This is a genomic window from Rhodanobacter sp. G2-10, assembly GCF_055809185.1.
This window is the reverse complement of record NZ_CM147900.1, coordinates 2464609-2481710: the sequence shown is the minus strand read 5'-3', so window position 1 is coordinate 2481710 and position 17102 is coordinate 2464609. Positions and strand designations below refer to the sequence as shown.

Sequence of the window (17102 nt, the reverse complement as noted above, 5' to 3'; positions counted from 1 at the left end):
GATGTTGGCTGAGCCTGTTTCCGTGTGGATTGTGAAGCGATGATTCCGGAATCTATCGCCCGATGGTTCGTTCCCGCGCCGGATTCCGCCGTCGCCGACGATGTTCGCCGGGGAAAATCACCCTGGGCCGACAGCGTGCACCTGATGTGGTCGTTCTGGATCTTCATCACGCCGTTGTTCGACCGTGGCTTGAGCGGCTACACCAGCACCTGGTTGCTGTTTACCCTGGGCACCTATCCGGTATTCCTGTTGCTGTTCGCCAAAATTCAGTTGGCATCGCGCAAATCACGCCACTTCTATGCCTGGGGCATGGCGGCGCTGTGTTTTGGCGTGATGCGCTGGTATCCCAGCGGCTTGAGTTACTTCGTGTATGCCTGCGTGATGCTGGGCCACTGTGATCTGCGCCACTATCGCCGCTACGTGGCGCAGATCGTGGCGCTCAACCTGATTTACGTCGCGCTGGGCTGGTGGATGGGCTATCCAAGGGCACTGCTGGTGATCATGCCGGTCACAGTCCTTGTCATCTGCACGATAGTTGCGGTGGAGCAACTCAACGAACAAAAAGACGCCGCGCTCAGCCTTTCGCACGATGAAGTGCGTCGGCTGGCCGCCACCGCCGAGCGCGAGAGAATCGGGCGCGACCTGCATGACCTGCTCGGTCACACGCTGTCGCTGATCACGCTGAAGCTGGAATTGTCGCGCAAATTGTTCGATCGCGATGTGGACGCGGCGAGGCGTGAAGTGGAGGAGGTCGAAAAGGTTGCTCGGCACGCGCTGGCCGAGGTACGCAGCGCGGTTACCGGCATCCGCAATACGGATCTGGCCGAAGAGCTGGCGTCGGCGCAGTTGCTGCTGGAGTCCTCCCGGGTGCATCTTGATTACGACCATCCACCCACCGATTTGCCGCAGGATACGGAGCGGGTGTTTTCCCTGATCCTGCGCGAAGCGGTCACCAATATCGCGCGTCATGCCGAAGCCAGTTCCGCCACGATCCATTTCGTGCGCGAACACGCGGGCGTGCGCATGCTGGTCAGCGACAACGGCCGTGGTGGAATCGATGGTGACGGCAACGGTTTGCGCGGCATGCGCGAACGCGTGCGGGCGCTGGGCGGCACGCTGGAGATCGATTCGCCGCGTCGCGGCGGTACCCGCTTGCTGGTGAAGGCATCGGTGCCCGTGTTGCGGTTGGTGGCATCATCTACCGCGGGCGGGCCGACCACGACTGCGGCAAACGGACACTCTGTCGCCTGATCTTTCCTCTCTTCGGTGCAATCCATGACGATTCGACAACGGCCGCAACCGTGCAGTCAGCTGCGGGGCGCATCCACATGATCCGCGTCCTGCTGGCCGAGGATCAGGCGATGGTGCGCGGCGCGCTCTCCGCGCTGCTCGCGCTGGAATCCGACATCGAGGTGCTCGGCTCGGCACCCGATGGCGAAGCGGCATGGCGCGAGATCCAGCGCCTGAAACCCGACGTGCTGGTCACCGACATCGAAATGCCTGGGTTGACCGGACTGGAGCTGGCCCAGCGCATCCAGCGCCAGGAATTGCCGATCAAGGTGGTGATCGTCACCACGTTTGCTCGCCCGGGCTTCCTGCGGCGTGCGCTCGATGCCGGCGTGTCCGGCTATCTGCTCAAGGACGCGCCGGCCGAAAACCTTGCCGAGGCGCTGCGCACCGTACACCGCGGTGGTCGGTCGATCGACCCGCAGCTGGCGCTGGAGGCCTGGTCGGAAGCCGACCCGTTGAACGATCGCGAACGTCAGGTGTTGCGTCTGGCCGGCGAAGGCCAGTCCGCGAGCGACATCGCCACGCAATTGGGTTTGTCGCATGGCACCGTGCGAAATTATCTTTCGGAAGCCATCGGCAAGCTTGGCGTGGCCAACCGCATCGAGGCGTACCGGTTGGCGCGGCAGAAAGGCTGGCTGTGACGCCGCTGTGGGCAGGTTCTGTCAGGGCTGATTGTGCGGGCTCCTGATACCCGCCGGGCGGGGCAGGAGTTCGTCAATCCGTGGCGCGGGCAACCCATCCATCACGATGGGCGATGCGCAGCGCCACCCATGCCATGGCCCCGGCTCGCGTCAGCATGAAACCCAGAAATGCCAGCCACAGCCCGTGATTTCCCCAGCCGCGCAGGCCCAGCGCCAGCAGCACGAAAACCACGCCGGCGAACAGCATGGTGTCGCGCATTTCCCGGGCGCGGGTAGCACCCACGAAAAGACCATCCAGCAGGTAGCTCCACACCCCGATCAAGGGCAGCAGGGCCAGATAGGGGAGGTATTGATACGCGATCGCGCGCACGCCAGCCATGTCTGTCTGCAGATCGATGAAGCCGTGGCCGGCGATGCCGAAGAACACGGCGAAAAACAGGCTTCCGATCAACGACCAGCCGCCAGCAACGACAAGTGCGCGACGCAAGGCGGGACGGTTGCCGGCACCGATCGCGGCTCCGCTGAGCGCCTCCACCGCATTGGCCAGGCCATCCAATGCAAAGACAGCCAGCACCAGGCCGTTGAGCAGCAGCGCATTGGCGGCGACCACGCCGGAGCCCATGCGCGCGCCCAGAATGGTGACCGCAAAGAACACGCCTTGCAGCACCAGGCTGCGAATCAGGATGTCGCGATTGACCGACAACAGGGGACGCCAGGCGCTCCATGAGCGCAACGTTCCGCGCTGCAGGTTGCCGGGATGTCGGCGAAGTTGTCGCGGCACGGCAGCGAGTCCCGCCAGCACGCCGAGCCATTCGCCGCAGACCGATGCTGCGGCAATACCGGCCACGTCCCAGTGAAAGCCCAGCACGAAGAGCAGGTTCAGCGCGATGTTGACCAGGTTGGTAACGACCGTTACACGCAGAGCCATCCGGGCGTTGTGCATGCCCAAAAACCAGCCCACCAGGGCGGCGTTGATCAGCGCCGCAGGGAGGCCCAGCAAGCGGATATGCAGATAGGTGCGGGTCAGCGCATCGAGCGCCGACGATGGCTTCATCAGCTGGAGTACGGATCCAAGCAGCGGCAGCGAGAGCAGCAACACCGCCGTCGCGAGCCCCAGCGCAAGCAGCATGGCCTGCACCAGCAGGCGCCGCAGCGCGTCGCCATCGGCGCGGCCGCTGGCTTGCGCGGCAAAACCTATGGTGCCCATGCGCAGAAAGCCGAACACCCAGATCGGCAGCGCGTATACGGCACTGCCGACGGCTACCGCGGCGAGTTGTCCGGGATGCGACAGATGTCCGGCCACCGTGCTGTCGACCAGCGACACCAGTGGCACGGTCAGGTTCGACACGATCATCGGTGCGGCAAGCATCCAGACCTTGCGATGGGTCGGGCGATGTAGCCAATCGTGGCGCAGTGGGTGCATGCGGTTGCCGGTTCGGACTCTCCGCATTCTCCCATCCGCGACAAGCCATGCCCATCCGGCGGTCGCGGATGCCAGTCAGGACGTGCTGCGCGATAATGCACTGTTGCCCGCCGTCCGCGGGCGCCAGCAGAGCCATGTGTGAAGAAGTCCGATTTCGATTTCGAGTTGCCCCACGAACTGATTGCCCAGGTGCCGCTGCCGGAGCGCTCGGCCAGCCGCATGCTGGTACTGGATGTGGCGGCGCAATCGAGGCAGGACCGCATGTTCCGCGAGCTGCCGGAGATCCTGCGTCCCGGTGATCTGCTGGTGTTCAACGACACCCGGGTATTGCCGGCGCGACTGTATGGACGCAAGGAAAGCGGTGGCGCCGTGGAGATCCTGATCGAGCGGGTCACCGGTGCGCACGAGGCCACGGTGCAGCTGGGCGTCAGCAAGAAGCCGAAGGAAGGCGGTCGGATCGAACTGGCTGACGGCAGCCACGCGGTGGTGCTGGGACGCGACGAAAGCTTCTTCCGGTTGCGTTTCGAGGCGCCGGAACCGTTGGAGAAGCTGCTGCTGAAACTGGGCGAGATGCCGCTTCCTCCCTATATCGAGCGGCAGGCCGATGCCAACGACATGGAGCGATACCAGACGGTGTTTGCGCGCGAACCCGGTGCCGTGGCGGCGCCGACCGCCGGGTTGCATTTCGATGAGGCCATCCTGGCTCAGCTGCGCGAGCGCGGCGTCGACTTCGGTTACGTGACCTTGCATGTCGGCGCCGGCACGTTCCAGCCGGTACGCGCGGACGATCTGGAAAACCACCACATGCACAAGGAATGGCTGAATGTCGGTGCGCATCTGATCGGGCAGATCCGTCGTACCCGCGCCAACGGCGGTCGGGTGATCGCGGTCGGTACCACCGTGGTGCGCGCGCTGGAAAGCGCCAGCAAGGATGGTGTGCTGCATCCCTTTTCCGGCGAGACGCAGATCTTCATCTTTCCCGGCTACAAGTTCAGCAGCATCGACGGCCTGCTCACCAACTTCCATCTGCCGCAGTCCACCCTGGTCATGCTGGTGTCGGCGTTGGCCGGGCGCGAGTTCATTCTGGACAGCTACCGCCATGCGGTTGAACAGCGCTATCGCTTCTTTTCGTATGGCGATGCGATGTTGATCTTGCCGCACGGGATGGGGTCAGAGTCACTTTTCGCAGGCGAAAAGTGACTCTGACCCCTCGCGGAACCGATAATGCCCGGATGACTTCCCTCCGATTCGACCTCCACGCCACCGACGGCGCGGCCCGCCGTGGCCAGCTCACTTTTGCGCGCGGCACGATCCAGACGCCGGCCTTCATGCCCGTGGGTACCTACGGTTCCGTCAAGGCGATGACACCGCGGGATGTCGTCGCGACGGGCGCCGAGATCATCCTGGGCAATACGTTTCACCTGTTTCTGCGGCCCGGGCTGGAGATCGTCGAGAAGTTCGGCGGACTGCACAAGTTCATCGGCTGGGACAAGCCGATTCTCACCGACTCGGGCGGCTTCCAGGTGTTCTCGCTGGCGCACAAGCGCAAGATTTCCGAGCAAGGCGTGACGTTTGCGTCGCCGGTGGATGGTTCGAAGGTCTTCCTGTCGCCGGAAGTGTCGATGCGGATCCAGAAGGCGCTGGATTCGGACATCGCGATGATTTTCGACGAGTGCACGCCCTATCCGGCGACCGAGAAGGTGGCCGGCGAATCCATGGAACTGAGCCTGCGCTGGGCCGAGCGCTCGCGCCGCGCCTTCGACGACCTTGACAACCCCAACGCGCTGTTCGGCATCGTGCAGGGCGGCGTGCATGAAAACCTGCGCCGGCGTTCCGCTGCCGGCCTGGTCGGGATCGGGTTCGACGGCTATGCGGTAGGTGGCCTGGCCGTGGGCGAGCCGGAGGCCGAGCGCAACCACGCGCTGGACTTCACCGTGCCGCTGTTGCCGGTGAATTGCCCGCGCTACCTGATGGGCGTGGGCCGGCCCGAGGACATCGTCGAAGCGGTGCGCCGCGGAATCGACATGTTCGATTGCGTCATGCCGACCCGTAACGCGCGCAACGGTTTCCTGTTCACGGCCGAAGGCACGCTGCGTATCCGCAATGCGAAATACGCCGGCGATACGGCGGTGATCGAGGAGGGTTGCGACTGCTATTCGTGCACGCACGGCTTCAGTCGTGCCTACCTGCGGCATCTCGATCGCTGCAACGAGATCCTGGGCAGCCAGCTCGCCACCATGCACAACCTGCGCTACTACCAGCGTTTGATGGCCGGCCTGCGCGAGGCGATCGCGGGCCGCACGCTGGACGCCTTCGTGGCGGAGTTCTACGCCAGGCGGCAGGCTGCGGCGATGATGTCGAGGTAATCCGGTACGGTAGGGCGGGCTCTGCCCGCCGCTGTTCCCGGGGCGCCATTGTAAAGACGGCGGGTGGAGCCTGCCCTGCGGCGCCGGGGTGACCCGACGTGCGGCGAGCCGGTCACGCCGGGCTTGCAATGTTCCCGGTCTGCCCTCAACAAGGCACCCATGCTTGTGGTTACGTGCCAAGAGGCGCCGTGCACGCGTTGAGGGTGCATGGCATAATCGAGAATCTTTTATCGGGCGTTCAGCTGAAATCGCTGATGGCGCCACAACTTGCGAGACAGAATGATGAGTTTTCCGCTTTCCCCCGTGATCGCCCAGGCCGCTGCACCGCAGGGTGGCGGCATGTCCATGATCATCATGATGGTGGTCCTGTTCGGCCTGATGTATTTCATGATGATCCGGCCGCAGATGAAGCGGCAGAAGGAGCATCGCGCGCTGGTGGCTGCCCTGGCCAAGGGCGACGAAGTGGTCACCAATGGCGGCATTGCCGGCCGTGTGGAAGAGGTGGGCGAGACCTTCATCACGGTGGAAATCGCGGCCAACGTGAAGATCAAGGTGCAGAAGGGTGCGGTTCAACAGGTGCTGCCCAAGGGCTCGCTGAAGTCCGCGTGATGGTGTCGGGACATGCCTGCCGGCCCGGTGCTGGCGCAGGCATGACCCGTTTTCCTCGATTGTTGCTACCGCCGCGGCCAGGTTGCCGCGGCTTTGACGGGCTCAACGCATGAGTGATTTTCCCCGCTGGAAGTACGCGCTGGTTGCGCTGGTGATGCTGTTCGGCGTGATTTACGCGCTACCGAATGCCTTCATCCCCGTACCTGCTGTCCAGGTCTCCGCCAACCGCGGCGCTCCGCCGATCGACCAGACCTTGCGCCAGAGCGTGGAGGCAACGCTGCAGCAGAAGCACATCCCGTTCGGCCATGTGCAGGTGGAGGGCGACAACCTGCTGGCGACGTTCTCCAATACCGACGTGCAGAAGAGCGGTTCGGATGCGATCAAGGAGCTGCTGGGCGACAAGTACACCGTGGCCTTCAAGTTGCAGTCCACCGTGCCGGCCTGGCTGGGTGCGATCGGAGCCCGTTCCATGCCGCTGGGCCTGGATTTGCAGGGCGGCGTGCACTTCCTCATGAAGGTCGACGAGAACGACGTCATCGACAAGCAGGAGAGCAGCTACGCGGACGATATCCGCAGCCTGCTGCGCGACAAGAAGATCCGTTACGAGTCGGTGGCGCGCAGCTCGGTGCGCGGCCAGGGCATCACGGTGGTGCTGCGCTCGGCCGAAGACCGCTCCAAGGCATCGGACAGCATTGCCAACGAATACAACGACCTGCTCGTTTCCAACGGACCCAGCACCGGCGACCGCTATGTACTGAAGGCGGTGATCAAGCCCGACAAGCTGCGCGAGATCTCGCGCGGCGCGATCACCCAGAACCTGCAGACGTTGCGCAACCGCATCAACGCGTTGGGCGTTTCCGAGCCGCTGATCCAGCAGCAGGGCGAAAACCACATCGTCGTCGACCTGGCGGGCGTGCAGGATCCGGCCGAGGCAAAGAAGTTGATCGGCACGGTCGCGACGCTGGAGTATCGGCCGGGCATCGGCCATCCGGGCGATCCGCAGGCGGTGGAAGCCGCCAGGACCGGGAATATCCCGCCGGACGCCAACCTCTACTACATGCGTGATGACCACCGCCCGGTGCTGGTCAGCAAGAAGGTCATCGTGACCGGCAAGGATCTGGTTGACGCTTCCTCGGGCATCGATCAGCAAAGCGGCACGCCCAAGGTCGACGTAACCCTGAATGCCGCCGGCGCACGCAAGATGAGCGATTTCACCAATGCCAACGTCGGCAAGCCGATGGCGGTGGTCTACGTCGAGCGCGTGACCGAGACCACGATGGTCGACGGCAAGGAAGTGCGCACCCCCAAGGTCACCGAATCGGTGATCAACGACGCCAACATCGCCAGCCCGTTCGGCAAGCAGTTCCAGACCACCGGCCTGGGCAGCCCGAAAGAGGCTTCCGACCTTGCGCTGCTGCTCAAGGGCGGTGCGTTCGCGGCTCCGGTGGACATCATCGAGGAAGGCGTGATCGGTTCCAGCCTGGGTGCCGACAACATCGACAAGGGCTTCAAGTCGGTGATGCTGGGCCTGGCCCTGGTGCTGCTGGCCGCCGCGATCTACTACAAGCTGTTCGGCCTGGTCGCCGATATCGCGTTGTTCTTCAACCTGGTGATCCTGATTGCGGTGATGTCGCTGATCGGGGTGACCCTGACCATGCCCGGCATTGCCGGTATCGTGCTGACACTGGGCATGGCTATTGACGCCAACGTGCTGATTTGTGAGCGCGTGCGAGAGGAGTTGCGCAATGGCTCCACCCCGCACGCCTCGATCCGCGCCGGTTACGAGAAGGCCTGGTCGACCATTCTGGACGCCAACGTCACCCACTTGATCGCCTCGCTGGCATTGACCACGATGGGTACCGGTGCGATCAAGGGTTTCGGCGTCACGCTGATGATCGGCATCCTGACCTCGCTGTTCACCTCGGTAACGCTGACCCACGCGTTCACGGCGGCGATCCACGGCAACCGCAAGCTCAAGACGCTGTCGGTCTAAGGAACCCTCATGGAAATTTTCAATCACGACAGCAACATCAACTTCCTTGGGATGCGCAAGTACAGCATCGCCATTGCGCTCCTGCTGATGATCGGTTCGATCGTGCTAATCGCGACCAAGGGGCTCAACTACGGGATGGACTTCACCGGCGGCGTCTCCATGACGGTCGACTACGACCAGCCGGTGGAGATCGCCGACGTGCGCGGTGCGCTGGCCAAGAGCGGCTTCGCCGATGCCGTTGTGCAGAGTCTGGGTGGCACGCGCGTGGTCTCGATCCGCTTCCAGGCCAAGGACGACAAGGAGGCGATTCTGGCCAACGGTACGGTCAATCTCGATCGGGTCTCCGCCGACGTGATGAAGGAGCTGCAGGCCGCCAGGCCGGATGCGAAGCTGAAGAGTCGCGACTTCGTCAGTGCCGAAGTCGGTGCGGAGCTCAAGACCGACGGCACCTGGGCCGCGCTGTTCGTGATCCTGGGCATCATGGCCTACCTGTGGATCCGCTTCGAGCGTCGCTTCGCGATTGCCGCCGTGGCGACGGAAATCCATGACGTGTTGGTCACGCTGGGCATCATCGCGCTGGTGCAGCGCGAGTTCGACATGACCGTGCTGGCCTCGGTGCTGGCGGTGATCGGCTACTCGATCAACGACAAGGTGGTGGTGTTCGACCGCATCCGCGAACTGTTCCGCCTGGCACGCAAGGCCGAGCCGGAGGAGATTCTCAACCGCTCGATCAACAACACCTTGTCGCGAACCATCATCACCTCGCTGTTCACGGGTATCACCATGGGCGCGATGTGGCTCATCGGCGGCCCGGCGGTGCACGGCTTCGCCATCACCATGCTGATCGGCATTCTGGTCGGCACCTTGTCCTCGATCTTCGTGGCCAGCCCGATCCTGCTGTGGCTGGGCGTGTCGAAGAAGGACCTGATGCCGGTGACCAAGGACAACCCGGAACTGGCACGCCGTCCCTAGATCTGGCTCGGTTGTCTTCGACGAAAGGCCCGGCATCGCCGGGCCTTTGCTTTTTCGGGGCGCCGACAGGCCATGCGTAGTCGGGTCGAATATCACGCTACATATTTTCCGCGAGTGGTCGATAAGAGGGAATCGATCCACGTAATGGAACTACCATGCTTGTTGTCGTCGGTACCCTGGTTGTCCTTGTCAGCGTCCTGGGTGGTTACCTGCTGTCGCATGGACAGCTGTTGGCGTTGTGGCAACCTTACGAGCTGCTGATCATCGGTGGCGGCGCGGCGGGAGCCTTCCTGACGGCCAACCCGATGAAGATCGTGAAGGCAGCATTTCGCGACATGATGGGGCTGCTCAAGGGTCCCAAGTACCGTCGCCAGGACTACGTCGACCTGCTGTCCCTGCTCTACGACATCTTCAGCCTGATGCGCAAGAATGGACTGCTCAGCCTGGAATCCCATATCGAGGATCCAGCCAGCAGCGAGGTGTTTGCCGCCTATCCGCGCCTTCTCGCGGAGCATCACCTGATCGAGTTCATCACCGACTGCCTGCGCCTGGTCGTGGGGGGCAGCATGAATCCGATGGAGCTCGAACAGCTGCTGGAAGTCGAGATCGAAACCCATCATCACGAAGCCGAAGCACCCGCGATGGCGGTGATGAAATCCGCCGACGCGCTGCCAGGGTTTGGCATCGTGGCGGCCGTGCTCGGCATCGTGACCACCATGTCGCAGCTCAGTGGCGATACCTCCAAGATCGGCGAACACATCGCCGGCGCACTGGTGGGTACCTTCCTGGGCATCCTGCTTTGCTATGGATTCGCGGGGCCGCTGGCATCGGCGATGGAAAGCAAGGTGCAGGAGGACGGCAAGGCCTTCGAATGCGTGAAGGTCGCGATGATGGCCAACTTGCGAGGCTACAACCCGATGGTGTCGGTGGAGTTTGCGCGCAAGTCACTGTCCGGCCAGGCGCGCCCGAGCTTCGTCGATCTTGAAGGCCACCTCAAAGGCGCACGTGCCGGGGCAGCCTGATGAGTGAAGACTCCGTACAGCCCATCATCATCCGCAAGGCAAGGCGCCAGAAGCACGGCCATCACGGCGGTGCGTGGAAGGTGGCTTATGCGGATTTCGTCACGGCGATGATGGCTTTCTTCCTGGTGATGTGGATCATCGGCATAGGCACCCGCGAACAAAAGGCGGCGATTTCGGAGTATTTCAAGAACCCCAGCATGACCCCGGGCGCGGCAACCATGGCGCCACCGGGCAAGGCCGGTCCGGGCGGCGCCAGCGACAGCATGATCCAGTTGGGCGGCGCGATGGATCTGCCCCGCGGGCCGGGCGCGGACAAGCATGGCGCGCCGGCGGTCAAGAAAGATGTCAAGGACGCGCTCAAGCAAGCGCGCGAGGCGGACAAGGCACGCTTGCAACAGTTGATGAAACAATTGAATGCGGCAATCCAGAACAGTCAGGCGCTGGCGCCGTTCAAGGATCAGTTGCTGCTGGATATCACGCCGGAAGGTTTGCGCATCCAGATCGTCGACAAGCAGAATCGGCCGATGTTCGACATCGGCAGTGCCAGGCTCAAGCCCTATACGGTGGAGATCCTGCACGAGCTGGGCGAGTCGATCGACGGCGTGCCCAACAAGATCAGCATCTCCGGCCATACCGACGATGCGCCGTATACCAGCGAGCACAACTACAGTAACTGGGAATTGTCGGCCGATCGCGGCAATGCCGCGCGACGTGCACTGATCGCGGGCGGGCTGGAGGCCGACAAGATCTCGCGCGTCGTGGGTCTGGCCGCTTCGGTGCCCTTCGACAAGCAGAACCCGGCCGATCCGATCAACCGCCGCATCAGCATCATCGTGATGACCTCCCAGGCCGAGAATGCGGCGCGCTCCCAGGAAATGGCAGAGGGCAAGGACACGGTTCCGGCGACACCGCCAAAACCCTTGCCCGCCACAAACCCGCCGGCCCCGCTGATCGTGCAGCCCCGCCCCACGACCGCGCAGGCGCGGTTGCCGGCTGCGCCTGCGGTGATTCGTCCAGCCACTGCCTCGGACGTGCAGGCAAACCTGGTTCAGGTATCTTCGAAACCTGCGTCGCCGTGAACCTCAGCGCGGGTGCCGCCGCCAGCGGCGGCTGTGATATCGGCGTCGAGGCGGGCAAGCCGGGCGGGAGTGCCGACATCCGTCCACCGACCTGCGTGGCGGGTGCCGGTGACGGCCTGGTTGGCGATCGCAGGCCCGAGCACCTCGCGCAGCTTGAATGAAGGCGGCTGGATCGGGGCGCCGCTGGTTTCAACAGCCGCGCCCTTCCACCCCTGCGGCAATTCGCGGCGAAACACGCCGATACCGCTGAAAGTCAGCTTCGGCTCGCCCGACAGCTGCAGCACGCCCTGCGCGTCCAGCGCAAAATCGCCTTCCGGGTGATGCGCCGGATTGTCCACCATCAGCAGATGCGCCAGCCCGACCGGTTCGGCCGGCAACATGCCGAGGTCGGCGTCGCACCAGATGTCGCCGCTGATCGCGAGAAACGGTTCCGGTCCCAGCAGCGGCAGCGCGTTGAGCATGCCGCCGCCGGTTTCCAGCGGCGTTGGCCCTTCATAGGCGTAGCGGATGCGCAGGCCCCAGCGCGAGCCGTCGCCAAGCGTGTCCGGGAACTGTTCGGCCAGGTGCGAGGTGTTGATCACCACGTAGTGCACGCCGGCTGCGGCGAGCCGCTCCAGATGCCATGCGATCAGTGGCTTGCCGCCCACCGGCAGCAAGGGCTTGGGCGTCTGGTCGGTCAGCGGGCGCATGCGCTCGCCCAGACCAGCGGCAAAGATCAGGGCGTGCCTCATGCAACGGCCACGCGCAGGTCGCGCTCGCCGACGCAGCGTTCGAGCAGCGTCGTGAAATCGGCCAGTTCCGGATATCGTCCGGCCACCTCGATCACGTAGTCGTACACCCGCGGCAGGTCTGCCAGATAACCCTGTTTGCCGTCGCGATAATGCAGTCGGCAAAAGATACCCAGCACCTTGATGTGCCGCTGCAAGCCGATCAGGTCGAACCAGCGGCGGAAGCGCTCCTGGTCGATGTCGGCACCGATCAGCTGCGCCGCGTGCAGCCGTCGCCGGTAGTTTTCGGCCCAGGCCTCCACCCGCTCGCGCTCCCACCGGATGTAGCAGTCGCGCAGCAGCGAGGCGAGGTCATACGTGATGGGGCCGAACAGGGCGCCCTGAAAGTCGATGATCCCCGGATTGTTGCTGTCGACCACGAGCAGGTTGCGGCTGTGGAAATCGCGATGCACGAAACAGCGCGGTTGTTCCACCGCGCTGGCCAGCAGGAGGGTGAAAGCGGCTTCCAGCACGTCCCATTCCCCGCATTCGGGCGTGAAGCCGAGATGTCTCGTGAGAAACCACTCCGGCATGATTTCCAGCTCGCGCTGCAGGAACGCACGGTCGTACGACGGCATGCCTGCCACATCGACATCACGCTGCATGCGCAACAGAGCGTCCATCGCATCGCCGTAGAGCGCGTCCACGCTGGCATCGTTCAACGCCGGCAGATAAAGGCGGTCGCCCAGATCCTCGATCAGCAGAAAGCCCTGGTGCAGATCGTGCGCATGAACGGCGGGCACGTGCAGGCCGGCGGCGGCCAGGCGTGCGCCGATCTGCAGCCAGGGTGCGGGATCTTCCTGCGCCGGCGGCGAATCCATCAGGATGCAGCTGCGTTCGCCGCGCCATGTGCGCCAGTAGCTGCGGAAGCTGGCATCGACGGAGGCTGGTACCAGGGTGGCGGCCGGGTCGCCAAGCGTAGTGCGAAGCCAGCAAAGGCGGGCGCTGGGGCGGTCTTGAAGGCTGTCCATGAAGTCGGTCGCTGACGAAACGTCGACAGCTTATCAGGCCATGACGACGCGTCCCGCGATCAGGACAAATTGTAGGCACGCTCTTCGTGCAGCGCCAGATCCAGGCCGATCTGCTCCTGCTCGTCGCTGACGCGCAAGCCGATCGTCCAGTCGACCAGCTTCAGGATCAGCCAGCTCAGCAGGGCGCTCCACAGGATGGTGAAGCCGACGCCCTTGGTCTGGATCCACAGTTGTCCGCCCATACTGCTCACATGGCCAAAGCCACCCAGCGAGGCCGAGGCAAACGGTCCGGTCAACAGGGCGCCGACAATGCCTGCGACGGCGTGCACGCCAAACACGTCCAGCGTGTCGTCGTAGCGTAGCCAGTGCTTGAGTCGGGTGGCGGTGAAGAAACACACTGCGCCGGCGATCAGGCCCAGTATCAGTGCGCCACCCGGTCCGATCGTGCCGGCGGCCGGGGTGACCGCGACCAGGCCGGCGACGGCGCCGGAGACGATGCCGAGCACGCTGGCGCGTCGATGGATCAGCCATTCCACGCTGATCCAGCCAATCGCCGCGGCGGCGGTGGCGATCTGGGTGGCCAGCATGGCCATGCCGGCACTGCCGTTGGCGGCCAGCGCCGACCCGGCATTGAAGCCGAACCAGCCCAGCCACAGCAGGCTGCCGCCCATCACCGTGAAGCCGAGGTTGTGCGGGGGCATGTGCAGGTGCGGCCAGCCGCGTCGCTTGCCGAGCACCAGGCAGGCGACCAGGCCGGCGATGCCGGCGTTGATGTGCACCACGGTGCCGCCCGCGAAGTCGATCACGCCCATGTCGCCCAGCAGCGAGCCCGGTCCGCTCCACACCATGTGTGCCATCGGCAGGTACACGAAGGTCATCCACAGCGCGCTGAACCACAACATCGCGCTGAACTTCATGCGTTCGGCGAAGGCGCCGATGATCAGTACCGGGGTGATGATCGCGAAGGTGAGCTGGAACATCACGTACACACTTTGCGGCACCGTCTGCACCATCGAGTCCGGGCTCATGCCGGCGAGCATGGCGTGATGGAAGCCGCCGAGGATCGAATGCCAGTTGAAATGACCGGCGACCATGCCGCTTGTGTCGAAAGCCAGGGTGTAGCCGTAGATCACCCACAGCACGGTGACCATGGCGGTGATCGCGAAGCACTGCATCATCACCGAAAGCAGATTCTTGGCCCGCACCATGCCGCCATAAAACAGCGCGGCGCCGGGTAGCGTCATCATCAACACCAGCATGCTGGCCACCAGCATCCAGGCCGTATCGCCACTGTCGAGTGCGGTCGATCCTTGCGCGTGAGCGGACCCTGCAAATGCCAGCAATCCAGCGCACGCCGCAAGACGAACCGGCGCGCGGCCTCTGCCGATTCCCGATTCCCCACTCCCCATTCCCGGCTCAAAGCGCATCGACGTCGACCTCCTGCGTGCGGATACGAATGACCTGTTCCAGCTCGGTCACGAAGATCTTGCCGTCGCCGATCTTGCCGGTGCGGGCGGCGCTGCCGATCGCCTCGATGGCGTGATCGAGACGCTCGTCGCTGACCGCCAGCTCGATCTTCAGCTTGGGCAGGAAGTCGACCACGTACTCGGCGCCGCGATACAGCTCGGTGTGACCGTGCTGCCGCCCGAAGCCCTTGACCTCGGTCACGGTCATCCCCTCGACGCCGACCTCGCTCAGGGCTGCGCGCACGTCGTCAAGGGTGAACGGCTTGATGATCGCCGTGATCCACTTCATGGCATGCCTCCGCGCTTGAGTCTTGATCCTGCTCAGCAGGATGCGTGCCAGCCCGCGGCGGTGGGGCAAGAGCCCGGTTTGTGCGTCATTCGCGTGTCGACATGCACGAAACACGCGCAATCGGGGCGCCGGGTTGCCCGATTCTGGTGCGCGCGTCGGCATTGACCCCGGCGGCTCGAATCAGTACCATTTTAGTCCCGATTCAATCCGTTCGAGCCCGAACGCCCATGCTCCGCGTCAGCCGACTCACCGATTACGCAACCGTGGTGATGACCTGCATCGCCGCGCATCCGACCGATGTGCTCAGCACGGCGCAGATTGCCGACGAGACGCATCTGGAACTGCCCACGGTGAGCAAGCTGCTGAAGGCCCTGGGCCACGCCGAACTGGTCGAGTCTTTTCGCGGGGTCAACGGTGGCTACCGGCTGGCCCGTCCGGCCAGCACGATTTCGCTGGCCGAGATCGTCGAGGCCCTGGAAGGTCCGATCGGCATGACCGAATGCAGCGTGGCCGACGGCCAGTGCGACCGCGAGGCGCAGTGTGGCGTGCGCGGCAGCTGGCAGCGCATCAACAGCGTGCTGGACCAGACGCTGCGGGCCGTCAGCCTGGCCGACATGCTCAAGCCGTTGCCCGCGAAGCGAAAAATTGCCGTGACCGTGAAAACCGGCGAGGCCATCACCGAATGAACAGCATGATCAACGAAAGCAGCAGCGCCACCACCTTGCGCGACAACGCCGACGTGGCCGAGGTACTCGGCCGCACGTATTCGGCCGGCTTCATCACCCAGATCGAGATGACCGGCTTGCCGCCGGGGCTGGACGAGGGCACGGTCCGCGCCATTTCCGCGATCAAGCACGAGCCCGAGTGGATGACCCAGTGGCGACTGGACGCCTTCCGCCACTGGCAGACCATGCCCAAGCCTGACTGGGCCAAGCTCAAGATCGACCCGATCGATTACCAGGCGATCAGTTACTACGCCGCGCCCAAGGTGCAACCGAAGTCGCTGGACGAGGTAGACCCCGCGCTGCTGGAAACCTACGAGAAACTCGGCATCCCCCTGCACGAACGGGCCGCGCTGGCCGGCGTGGCGGTGGATGCAGTGTTCGATTCGGTTTCCGTCGGCACCACCTTCCGCAAGCAACTGGCCGACGCGGGCGTGCTGTTCTGCTCGATGAGCGAGGCGATCCGCGAGTATCCGGACATCGTGCGCAAGTATCTCGGCAGCGTGGTGCCCACCGGCGACAATTTCTTCGCGGCGCTGAACTCGGCGGTGTTTTCCGACGGCAGCTTCGTGTTCATTCCCAAGGGCGTGCGCTGCCCGATGGAGCTGTCCACCTACTTCCGCATCAATGCGCAGAACACTGGCCAGTTCGAGCGCACTCTGATCGTGGCCGAGGAGGGCAGCCATGTGTCCTACCTCGAAGGCTGCACCGCGCCGAAGCGCGACGAGAACCAGCTGCATGCGGCGGTGGTCGAGCTGGTGGCGCTGGAGAAGGCGCAGATCAAGTATTCGACGGTGCAGAACTGGTATCCCGGCGACGAGAACGGTTTGGGCGGCATCTACAACTTCGTGACCAAGCGCGGCGACTGCCGTGGCGACGACTCGAAGATCAGCTGGACCCAGGTGGAAACCGGCTCGGCGATCACCTGGAAATACCCCAGCGTGATCCTGCGCGGGGACCGCTCGGTCGGCGAGTTCTACTCGGTGGCGCTGACACACCATCACCAGCAGGCCGACACCGGCACCAAGATGATCCACCTGGGCAAGCAGACCAAGTCCAAGATCGTTTCCAAGGGCATCAGCGCCGGGCGCAGCTCCAACAGCTACCGCGGCCTGGTGAAGATGGAGAAGGGCGCCGAGGGCGCGCGCAACTACACCCAGTGCGACAGCCTGCTGATCGGCAAGAAGTGCGGCGCGCACACTTTCCCGTACATGGAAGTGAAGAACCCCACCGCGATCGTCGAACACGAAGCCACCACCTCGAAGATCTCCGACGACCAGATGTTCTACTGCCGCGCCCGCGGCATCGGCGAAGAAGATGCCGTGTCGATGATCGTTGACGGCTTCTGCAAGCAGGTGTTCCGCGAGCTGCCGATGGAGTTCGCGGTGGAGGCGAAGAAATTGCTTGAAGTCAGTCTTGAGGGTGCTGTTGGCTGACTGACGTCGGGATTCGGGATTCGGGATTCGGGATTGGCAAGAGCCCTCCCGGGTGC

Annotated in this window: 16 protein-coding genes; 11 read left to right on the top strand and 5 right to left on the bottom strand. The window is 64.0% G+C overall.

Going from position 1 to position 17102, the window contains the following annotated elements; all coding sequences use genetic code 11:
- The first annotated feature begins 39 nt into the window (after positions 1 to 39).
- Together AC0L58_RS11310 and AC0L58_RS11305 are read left to right on the top strand one after the other, a co-directional pair.
- Positions 40 to 1251 (top strand): sensor histidine kinase, encoded by a 1212-nt coding sequence (locus AC0L58_RS11310; protein ID WP_473683422.1) that lies wholly within the window; start codon positions 40 to 42, stop codon positions 1249 to 1251.
- A 77-nt stretch (positions 1252 to 1328) separates the two neighbouring features.
- Positions 1329 to 1931 carry a response regulator gene (locus tag AC0L58_RS11305; RefSeq protein ID WP_473683420.1) on the top strand — a complete coding sequence of 201 codons (603 nt, stop codon included), beginning with the start codon at positions 1329 to 1331 and terminating at the stop codon, positions 1929 to 1931.
- Positions 1932 to 2004: 73 nt separating this feature from the next.
- Here AC0L58_RS11305 and AC0L58_RS11300 read toward each other — a convergent pair whose 3' ends face one another.
- A complete protein-coding gene (locus AC0L58_RS11300; RefSeq protein WP_473683418.1) occupies positions 2005 to 3354 on the bottom strand; it encodes an MATE family efflux transporter in 1350 nt (449 codons plus the stop codon).
- Positions 3355 to 3492: 138 nt separating this feature from the next.
- On the opposite strand from AC0L58_RS11300, the gene queA reads away from it, so the two are divergent.
- The 7 genes from queA to motB all read left to right on the top strand — a co-directional run bounded on the left by queA (position 3493) and on the right by motB (position 11395).
- Positions 3493 to 4554 carry a tRNA preQ1(34) S-adenosylmethionine ribosyltransferase-isomerase QueA gene (gene queA / locus AC0L58_RS11295; protein ID WP_473683416.1) on the top strand — a complete coding sequence of 354 codons (1062 nt, stop codon included), beginning with the start codon at positions 3493 to 3495 and terminating at the stop codon, positions 4552 to 4554.
- A gap of 32 nt (positions 4555 to 4586) precedes the next feature.
- Positions 4587 to 5720 carry a tRNA guanosine(34) transglycosylase Tgt gene (tgt, locus tag AC0L58_RS11290; protein WP_473683415.1) on the top strand — a complete coding sequence of 378 codons (1134 nt, stop codon included), beginning with the start codon at positions 4587 to 4589 and terminating at the stop codon, positions 5718 to 5720.
- 282 nt (positions 5721 to 6002) lie between these two features.
- Positions 6003 to 6329, top strand: a complete 327-nt coding sequence (yajC, locus tag AC0L58_RS11285; protein WP_473683414.1) for a preprotein translocase subunit YajC — start codon at positions 6003 to 6005, stop codon at positions 6327 to 6329.
- Positions 6330 to 6438: 109 nt separating this feature from the next.
- A complete protein-coding gene (gene secD / locus AC0L58_RS11280; RefSeq protein ID WP_473683413.1) occupies positions 6439 to 8322 on the top strand; it encodes a protein translocase subunit SecD in 1884 nt (627 codons plus the stop codon).
- 9 nt (positions 8323 to 8331) lie between these two features.
- Positions 8332 to 9294, top strand: a complete 963-nt coding sequence (gene secF, locus AC0L58_RS11275; RefSeq protein WP_473683412.1) for a protein translocase subunit SecF — start codon at positions 8332 to 8334, stop codon at positions 9292 to 9294.
- A 155-nt stretch (positions 9295 to 9449) separates the two neighbouring features.
- On the top strand, positions 9450 to 10316 hold the full coding sequence (gene motA, locus AC0L58_RS11270) for a flagellar motor stator protein MotA (RefSeq protein WP_473683411.1): 867 nt from the start codon (positions 9450 to 9452) through the stop codon (positions 10314 to 10316).
- Complete coding sequence (gene motB / locus AC0L58_RS11265; RefSeq protein WP_473683410.1) at positions 10316 to 11395, top strand: flagellar motor protein MotB; 1080 nt, start codon at positions 10316 to 10318, stop codon at positions 11393 to 11395. The genes motA and motB overlap by 1 nt, the downstream gene beginning before the upstream one ends.
- Here the strand turns inward: motB and murU are convergent.
- The 4 genes from murU to AC0L58_RS11245 form a co-directional block, all read right to left on the bottom strand.
- Positions 11365 to 12126 (bottom strand): N-acetylmuramate alpha-1-phosphate uridylyltransferase MurU, encoded by a 762-nt coding sequence (murU, locus tag AC0L58_RS11260; RefSeq protein ID WP_473683409.1) that lies wholly within the window; start codon positions 12124 to 12126, stop codon positions 11365 to 11367. The two genes, motB and murU, sit on opposite strands and share 31 nt — an antisense overlap.
- Positions 12123 to 13133, bottom strand: a complete 1011-nt coding sequence (locus tag AC0L58_RS11255) for an aminoglycoside phosphotransferase family protein (RefSeq protein ID WP_473683407.1) — start codon at positions 13131 to 13133, stop codon at positions 12123 to 12125. The genes murU and AC0L58_RS11255 overlap by 4 nt, the downstream gene beginning before the upstream one ends.
- Positions 13134 to 13192: 59 nt before the next feature.
- Positions 13193 to 14407, bottom strand: coding sequence for an ammonium transporter (locus AC0L58_RS11250; RefSeq protein WP_473683405.1), 1215 nt, complete (start codon positions 14405 to 14407; stop codon positions 13193 to 13195).
- 142 nt (positions 14408 to 14549) lie between these two features.
- Positions 14550 to 14888, bottom strand: a complete 339-nt coding sequence (locus AC0L58_RS11245; protein WP_473683403.1) for a P-II family nitrogen regulator — start codon at positions 14886 to 14888, stop codon at positions 14550 to 14552.
- Positions 14889 to 15115: 227 nt separating this feature from the next.
- Between AC0L58_RS11245 and AC0L58_RS11240 the strand changes: the two genes are divergently transcribed.
- Both AC0L58_RS11240 and sufB read left to right on the top strand, forming a co-directional pair.
- Complete coding sequence (locus tag AC0L58_RS11240; RefSeq protein WP_473683401.1) at positions 15116 to 15574, top strand: SUF system Fe-S cluster assembly regulator; 459 nt, start codon at positions 15116 to 15118, stop codon at positions 15572 to 15574.
- 5 nt (positions 15575 to 15579) lie between these two features.
- Positions 15580 to 17046, top strand: coding sequence for a Fe-S cluster assembly protein SufB (sufB, locus tag AC0L58_RS11235; protein ID WP_473683399.1), 1467 nt, complete (start codon positions 15580 to 15582; stop codon positions 17044 to 17046).
- The last annotated feature ends 56 nt before the right edge of the window (positions 17047 to 17102 follow it).